General features: G+C 65.3%; 2 protein-coding genes. One reads left to right on the plus strand and one right to left on the minus strand.

Annotation, left to right across the window (positions count from 1 at the left end; translation table 11 throughout):
* Window positions 1-134: 134 nt before the first annotated feature.
* Window positions 135-1,154 carry a tyrosine-type recombinase/integrase gene (locus EOA24_RS37630; RefSeq protein ID WP_245501957.1) on the plus strand — a complete coding sequence of 340 codons (1,020 nt, stop codon included), beginning with the start codon at window positions 135-137 and terminating at the stop codon, window positions 1,152-1,154.
* A 31-nt stretch (window positions 1,155-1,185) separates the two neighbouring features.
* On the opposite strand, the gene EOA24_RS37635 is transcribed toward EOA24_RS37630, so the two are convergent.
* On the minus strand, window positions 1,186-1,521 hold a 336-nt coding region (locus EOA24_RS37635; RefSeq protein ID WP_148669983.1), incomplete at its 5' end, for an RES family NAD+ phosphorylase.

Genomic DNA, 1,521 nt, shown 5'->3' on the forward strand with positions numbered 1-1,521 from the left:
CCGGACATATTCTGATAGGCTCGCAAATCATGGAAAATCCCCCCGCCCAACCCGCCAAAAACGGTCTCCCGGCCGACGACGCGCTCGACGGCGACCCTCTCGAGGGGGAGATGCCCGATATCGTCGACCTCGTCATGGAGATGGGCCAGCCCACACCCCGCGTCCCGGTGCATGTCGAGGATCTGGTCAAAACCGCCCGGGATTATGCCGACAACGCCAGCTCGGAGAGCACCCGCGACGCCTACGCGAAGGATTGGAAGCATTTTTCGTCCTGGTGCCGGCGCAACGGCTTCGATCCCCTGCCCCCGGATTCCAAGGTGATCGGGCTCTATATCAGCGCCTGCGCCGCCGGCGGCGCCAAGCTCGGTGCCCCGGCTCTGTCCGTTTCGACCATCGAGCGTCGACTCTCCGGCCTTTCCTGGAATTTTACGCAGCGCGGGCTTGCCATGGACCGGGCCGATCGCCACATCGCCACCGTGCTCGCCGGCATTCGCCGCAAGCACACCAGGCCACCGCGCGTGAAGGAAGCCGTCCTCGGCGACGACCTCATCGCGATGCTCGCCACGCTCGGTCACGATCTCAGGGGTCTCCGCGACCGCGCCATGCTCCTCCTCGGCTTCGCCGGCGGCCTGCGCCGCTCCGAGATCGTTGGGCTCGACGTCACGCGCGATGATAACAGCGACGGCGCTGGCTGGATCGAGATCCTTCCGGGCAAGGGCGTGCTGGTGACACTGCGCGGCAAGGGCGATCGCTGGCGCGAAGTCGAGGTCGGCCGCGGCTCCAGCGACCACACCTGCCCCGTGGTCGCGCTCGAGACCTGGATCAAGTTCGGCCGCATCGCGCGGGGGCCTCTCTTCCGCCGCATCTTCAAGGACAACAAGACCGTTGACGTCGAGCGGCTCAACGACAAGCACGTCGCCCGCCTGGTCAAGCAGACGGTGCTTGCCGCCGGTATCCGCTCCGATCTGCCGGACGCCGATCGCGGCCTGCTGTTCGCCGGGCATTCGCTGCGGTCCGGGCTCGCCTCGTCGGCCGAGATCGAGGAGCGATATGTGCAGAAGCAGCTCGGCCATGCGTCGGCGGAAATGACCCGCAAATATCAGCGCCGGCGTGATCGGTTCCGGACGAACCTCACCAAGGCGAGCGGGCTGTAAGACAAAAGTCCGCCTCCCCTGCCCTACTAGATCAAGATTTGCCGCCGCGTTGTCGTCGCTCGGCGTCTCTTCGCCTTCTCCAGTCGTCCCAATCGACGGGCTCCGAGCTGACGACGCTGAGGTCCGCCGGCGTGAAACGCTCGGTAAAAACAATGAGGTTTTGGCACGGCCAGCGCGCGCTCGGCGCCAGGATGCCGTCGAACCCCAAGAAAGCGGCCGCATCCCCGATTTCCTGTGTGCGCTCGTAAGACAGCGATCCGTATGTCTCAGGCGTGACGCCAAGCGCCTTCAATTCGGCCAAGTTAGCGATCCGGAGCGTCCTTTGAGTGCGGACCGATATCCTGTGGAGGACCGACCGGATCTTTGA

It is taken from the genome of Mesorhizobium sp. M2A.F.Ca.ET.039.01.1.1 (assembly GCF_003998035.1).
Lineage (GTDB): Bacteria > Pseudomonadota > Alphaproteobacteria > Rhizobiales > Rhizobiaceae > Mesorhizobium.